Source organism: Pseudomonas sp. PB106 (assembly GCF_009764645.1).
GTDB lineage: Bacteria > Pseudomonadota > Gammaproteobacteria > Pseudomonadales > Pseudomonadaceae > Aquipseudomonas.
In genome coordinates this window covers 1-5,961 of the sequence record NZ_RWIM01000014.1, presented here as the reverse complement: position 1 = coordinate 5,961, position 5,961 = coordinate 1, and the positions used below count along the sequence as shown (strand labels likewise).

4 protein-coding genes are annotated in these 5,961 nt (G+C 60.5%); 2 read left to right on the top strand and 2 right to left on the bottom strand.

Going from position 1 to position 5,961, the window contains the following annotated elements:
- Positions 1 to 171 precede the first annotated feature (171 nt).
- Both EJA71_RS02265 and EJA71_RS02260 read right to left on the bottom strand, forming a co-directional pair.
- Positions 172 to 729 carry an NUDIX hydrolase gene (locus EJA71_RS02265; protein ID WP_158953936.1) on the bottom strand — a complete coding sequence of 186 codons (558 nt, stop codon included), beginning with the start codon at positions 727 to 729 and terminating at the stop codon, positions 172 to 174.
- A 3-nt stretch (positions 730 to 732) separates the two neighbouring features.
- Positions 733 to 1,800 (bottom strand): DUF2333 family protein, encoded by a 1,068-nt coding sequence (locus EJA71_RS02260; protein WP_064388778.1) that lies wholly within the window; start codon positions 1,798 to 1,800, stop codon positions 733 to 735.
- Positions 1,801 to 2,234: 434 nt separating this feature from the next.
- Here EJA71_RS02260 and gcbA point away from each other — a divergent pair, with 434 nt between their 5' ends.
- Positions 2,235 to 3,905 carry a diguanylate cyclase GcbA gene (gcbA, locus tag EJA71_RS02255; protein ID WP_158953934.1) on the top strand — a complete coding sequence of 557 codons (1,671 nt, stop codon included), beginning with the start codon at positions 2,235 to 2,237 and terminating at the stop codon, positions 3,903 to 3,905.
- 51 nt (positions 3,906 to 3,956) lie between these two features.
- Positions 3,957 to 5,903 (top strand): methyl-accepting chemotaxis protein, encoded by a 1,947-nt coding sequence (locus EJA71_RS02250; RefSeq protein WP_158953932.1) that lies wholly within the window; start codon positions 3,957 to 3,959, stop codon positions 5,901 to 5,903.
- Positions 5,904 to 5,961: the final 58 nt, after the last annotated feature.

The following is a 5,961-nucleotide window of genomic DNA, read 5'->3' as shown; positions in this document are numbered from 1 at the left end:
TTGATCTTTTTTAAAGGCCAAGATCAAAAGATCGCAGCCTTCGGCAGCTCCTACAGGTTCCCCACAGGCCAGCAGTCAATCAGGCCAACCTCAAACGATTCGGTGCAGCTTGAAAAGGTCGCGCAGTGTAACGGCAAAAATCCCGATTGCTAAGTGCCAATCAGCGCCAATTTATGTGTTCTTTGCGACGTCGCTTTGCTGCGCCTTGAGATAGCGCTTGAGCGCGGCCAGAGAGTCCGGGCAATAAGGCTTTTGCTGGATTTCCTGCATGACCTGCTCGACCGGAATGAACCGCGCCTCCAGCACTTCTTCCGGCTGCAGTTTCAGCGGGCCGTCCCACACGGCGGAAAACGCCGAACACCATAGACGGTTGCCGGTGTCTTCGAAGTAGAAATGATCGTGGGCCGTCAGTTCGACACCGCTCACGCCCAACTCTTCTTCCAGCTCACGGGCCGCCGATTCGGCATAAGTCTCGTCAGCCTGCACCATCCCGCCTGCCGCGACGTCCCAATAACCGGGATAAATCGCCTTGCTCAAGGTGCGCCGGTGCACGCAAAGCTCACCGGCGGAATTGAACAGCATGATGTAGGTGCCGCGTCCGATCAGCCCGCGCTCGCGCAGATCGGCACGCACCAGAGCACCGAGCAGGTTGTCCTGTTCGTCGACCCAAGCGATCTGTTCAGCATCGGAGGCGGCGCGATGGGCCGCCTCGTTGGCGTTCTGACTCATGAATCAGCCCTGATTGAGCAGTTGACGCAAATCGATCACAGCAGCGTTGGCCCGGGAAATATAATTGGCCATGACCAGCGAGTGGTTGGCCAGCACGCCGAAGCCGCTGCCGTTGAGAATCATAGGACTCCAGACCGGTTCCTGCGAGGCTTCCAGTTCGCGGATGATCTGACGCACGCTGACCGTGGCGTTCTTCTTCGCCAGTACATCGGCGAAGTCGACTTCGATGGCGCGCAGCAGATGCGACAGCGCCCAGGCCTGACCGCGTGCTTCGTAGAAGACGTTGTCGATCTGCATCCACGGAGTCTCAACGACTTCTTCGTCAACCTGCGGCACTTCGCCGATGGCCGGGACTTCGGTTTTCAGTGCGGTGTTGAGTTTGACCCGGCCAACACTGGCCGACAAACGTTGCGACAGCGAACCGAGACGGGTGCCGACATCGCCGAGCCAGTTGTTCAGGTTGTCGGCGCGGGCATAGAACAGCGCGTTTTTCTGAGTAGGGTCGGACAGACGCGCCTGATAGCGGCTCAGGGAGTTGATGCCTTCCTGGTACTCAGACTCACTGGACGGCAGGATCCAGCTCTTGTTGTCGAAGTTGAAACGCGGTTCGGCTTTGGCCAGATCGGCATCTTCCGCCGACTGCGACTGCGAACGAGCGAAGTCTTTGCGCAAGGCGCGGGTCAGGTCACGCACCTGCACCAGCACGCCGTATTCCCAGCTCGGCGTGTTGTCCATCCACAGGCCTGGCGGGAAGCGGTCATTGGAAATGTAGCCGCCCGGCTTGTTGAGCAGCGTGCCGGCAACGGTTTTCAGGGTTTCGACAGTGGTGTAACCGATGACCATCTGCTTGCCTTCTTTCTCGGCAGCCACTTGCGCGTTTTGTGCGACCGGAAACAGCGCCGGCTCCTGGCTCCAGTACCAGCCAAGGCCGATGGTCACCAGCAGATAGAGGCCGATCAGCGTGGCCAAAGCACGGCTGAACAGCACTCCGCCAACATAGCTGCGGGTGGCCGACTTGGGTTCAGCGGCACGTTCAGGCGCGCTGCCCGCGCGGTTTTTCCAGTCCAGCATGGCGATATCCTTTCAATCACTTGGGTTCAACGGTTCGACCACAACCATACAACAACGTGCCAGAGCCGGGCACCCGCGCGTAAAGATAAGCCGCAAATCGTGTGGGCGAATGACGCTTCGCATTGAACTCAGGGTTTCCCTGATGCCGACGCGCCTGCCGATCCGGGCAAGACATTGAAAACACTCGAAAAGCTCATCCAGCACGCAGGTGAAAGCCGAGGCAACAAAACTGTTAAAAATCTACCCTTCTCACTTGAAAGCCCCGGTGCACCGGGACTTCACCGACGAACAGGTCGAAAACAAAACCAATCGGTCAGAAACTGAATGGTGACGCATTGCAGATTATTGACGTACGACATTCGTGTAAGGGAAAAGAGGTGCTAGCATAGAGCCACCAGTCGATCTCAGCATGCAGCCTAACTAGTAGTCAGGATATGACCGAGCCAGAAGACCCCAGCCGTGAGCGTCTCAAGCACCACTTTGCCCAGCGGGTAATTCATCAGGCACGTCAGATTCTTGAGATATGGCAGCGCCTGCAACGCAGTGAGTGGTCCACCGTCGATCTCGCCGAACTGAGCGAGGCCAACTTGCGCCTGCTGCGTTTCGCCGAGCGTTTCGAACAGCCGGAACACACCCAGCTCGCGCGCCACATCGGTCAGTCGCTGGAAGCGGTGGACGCCAATCGCGGCCGCCTCAGCAGCGGGCTGATCACCGACCTCAATCGTTTGATGCAACGTCTGTCGCGCACCGGTCTGCGCCATGGCGATCAACTCGACCAGACCTTCCTGCCGCCGCTGCGCAAACCGATTTACGTGATGTTGCAGGATTACGACCGTGCCGAGCGGCTGGCCAAGCAGTTGGAATTCTTCGGGTTGAGCGCGCAGGCGCTGGACAGCGTTTCCGCGTTCCGTTCGTCGATGGTCGAGCGCTTGCCAGCGGCGATTGTCATGGACGTGGATTTCAGCGGCGCCGGCATCGGCCTGAAGCTCGCCGCCGAAGCCCAGGTCGGCCTGGACGAACCGCTGCCGCTGCTGTTTTTCAGCCTTCACGAAACCGACACCCCGACCCGTCTCGCCGCCGTGCGCGCCGGTGGTCAGGAATTCCTCACCGGCACCCTCGAAGCGTCGAGCCTGCTGGAGAAGATCGAAGTCCTCACCTGCGTCGCCCAGTACGAACCTTATAAAGTGCTGATCATCGACGACTCGCGTGCGCAGGCCTTGCACACCGAACGCTTGCTCAACAGCGCCGGCATCGTCACCCGCACCTTGATCGAACCGATCCAGGCGATGGCCGAACTGGCGGATTTCCAGCCCGACCTGATCATCCTCGACATGTACATGCCGGCCTGCACCGGCACCGAATTGGCCAAGGTGATTCGCCACAACGACCGTTATGTCAGCGTGCCGATCATCTATCTGTCGGCAGAGGACGATCTGGACAAGCAGCTCGACGCGATGAGCGAGGGCGGCGATGACTTCCTGACCAAGCCGATCAAGCCGCGCCACCTGATCACCACCGTGCGCAACCGCGCCGCCCGTGCGCGCAACCTGAAAGCGCGAATGGTCCGCGACAGCCTCACCGGTTTGTACAATCACACGCACATTCTGCAATTGCTCGAAGACTGCTCGTTCCGCGCCCGCCGCGAGAACAAGCCGCTGAGTTTTGCCATGCTCGACATCGACCACTTCAAACGGGTCAACGACAGCCACGGCCACCCGATGGGCGACCGTGTGATCAAGAGCCTGGCGCTGTTTCTCAAACAACGTCTGCGCAAAACCGATTTCATTGGCCGATACGGCGGCGAAGAGTTCGCCATCGTCATGCCCGACACGGATATAGACGCCGCGCACAAAGTGCTCGACGAAATCCGTCAGCGCTTCGCCGAAATCCACTACCCGGCGCAGCCGCAGGATTTGTGGTGCACCTTCAGTGCCGGCGTGGTGGAAATGCACGACGACTGCGACAGCCTGATGATGGCCAGTCAGGCCGACGAGGCGCTGTACCGCGCCAAGGGCGCCGGACGCAATCGGGTGCAGACCGCGCGCGACTCAAAGCAAAGTGCCACTTTTTCATCGGAATCCACTGATTCGGTCATAACCCTGTAACAGAATCGCAATAAATTCAGGCGCTTACCATTTCTGCCGTTGGTAGCCGTCATGCGCCTGAAGTTGCTCACCAATCTCAATACGCTGCTGCTGGTCGCCGTGTGCCTCGCACTCGGCGCGACGCTGTGGTGGTCGCAAAAAGCCCTCGAACGCCCCTATCTATTGATGGAGCGTTATTTGGGATTGTCGCAGCAGTTTCAGAACGAGGTGGCGCGTAACGTCGAGGATTACCTCGCCAGCGGCGACGCCTTGCGCCTGAGCAGCGCCGGCCAAGCCATCGACAACCTGCGCAAGGAACTTGATGAATTGCCGCCGGCGCTGGCCGACACCCTGCGCCCGAGCCTGTCGGGCCTGGATGAATTCAGCAAAACCGACTTGCTCGCGGCCGGCAAACTGGCGGGCGATCCGCAAGCCTTGCTGTTGCAGGCCGAGCGCGAACTGAGCGCAAGTCTTGATCAGCTCAGCACTTACGCCAACGGCAATGCGGCCTATATGACGCCGCTGCTTGTCGCCTCTCAGCACTTGGGCAAACTGTCACTGGCGCGAGACAAACTGGTCAGCAGCGGCCGCAGCGAACTCGCCGCCGACGTTGAGCGCGAGGTCACCAACATCCGCACACAGGCGCAGTTGATCGATGCCCTGCCCTTGCTTGGCGTGGTAACCAGCACTGAGTCTGGCAGTGATGACTTCGCCGCAATGATGGGTATCGAAAGCACCGAAAAAACCGTCGCCGAAGACGCCGGTGTCAGCTTCAAACGCGAACTCAACAGCCTGCTCGGGCGCTACCCGGCGGAGCTGGCGCGTACCCGTGATCAGATCCAGAAACGCACCGATCTCAGCACCGCCACTCACCAGAAAATCGCCGCCGTGCAGCAGGCCATCGCCGGTCTTGAGCCGGTGGTACGCGCCCAGCACGGGCAGATCCAGGGCGAAGTGCGCCTGATGCAAGGCGTGATGATCGGCCTGATTCTGCTCATCGCTTTACTGATCGACACCTTGCAACGGCGCCTGGCGCGCGCGTTGACCAGCCTCGCACCGGCCCTCTCGACCTGGGCCGAAGGCGACTTCAGCCGCGACATTCACCTGGGCAAAACCAACCGTGAATTGCACGACATCGAAGCGTCGCTGAACCGCTTGCGCGCCTATCTGGTGGATCTGGTCGGGACGATTCGCGGCAATGCCGAACAAGTCGCGGGCAGCAGTCGCACCCTGGCCGAACTGAGCAACGACTTGCACAGCGGCGCCGAACATCAGGCCGGCGATACCGCGCTGATCCGCGATTCCCTCGGCGAACTGGAAGCGACCATCCAGCAAGTCGCCGGCGATGCGCAGCAGGCTGCCGACGCCAGCCGTCATGCCGGATTGGCGGTCGAGCACGGCCAGACCGTGATCGGCCAAAGCTTGACCGGCCTGCACGCATTGGTCGGTGAAGTGCAAGGCAACGCGCAGATGATCGAGCATCTGGCTGAAGAGTCGGCGACCATCGGCGGCGTGCTGACGGTGATTCGTTCGATTGCCGACCAGACCAACCTGCTGGCGCTTAACGCGGCGATTGAAGCGGCCCGCGCCGGGGAAATGGGTCGTGGTTTTGCCGTTGTCGCGGAAGAAGTCCGCTCTCTGGCACAACGCACCGCAGGCGCGACGGCTGAAATTCAAACCCTGATCGCCGGCCTGCAAACCGCCGCCCGCCAATCGGTGGAAGGCATGCGCGCGCAGGTTGAGCACGCCGAGGCCACGGCCAATCAGGCACAAGCGGCAGATGGCGCGCTGGACAAAATTGTCGGTGCGATCCAGACCATTTCCGACACGGCGATCCGCATCGCCGACGTGACGGCGCAGCAGAGCGGCGCGGTCAGCGAGATTCGCGATCACAGCGAGCGGATTCATCAATTGGGTGGCGATAATCTGGTGCGGATCGGCCGAGGTCGCGAACAAGGCGAGAATCTGCTGGTATTGGGCGGGCAATTGCATACGGCCGTACAAGCCTTTCGCGTCTGATAGACCGGCTTCGCGAGCAAGCTCGCTCCCACAGGGGCATGCATTCCAAGGTGGGAGC

Excerpts from the sequence above, each read along its gene's own strand:
- EJA71_RS02265 (WP_158953936.1), bottom strand. The coding sequence starts at position 729 with ATGAGTCAGAACGCCAACGAGGCGGCCCATCGCGCCGCCTCCGATGCT.
- EJA71_RS02260 (WP_064388778.1), bottom strand. The coding sequence starts at position 1,800 with ATGCTGGACTGGAAAAACCGCGCGGGCAGCGCGCCTGAACGTGCCGCT.
- gcbA (WP_158953934.1), top strand. The coding sequence starts at position 2,235 with ATGACCGAGCCAGAAGACCCCAGCCGTGAGCGTCTCAAGCACCACTTT.
- EJA71_RS02250 (WP_158953932.1), top strand. The coding sequence starts at position 3,957 with ATGCGCCTGAAGTTGCTCACCAATCTCAATACGCTGCTGCTGGTCGCC.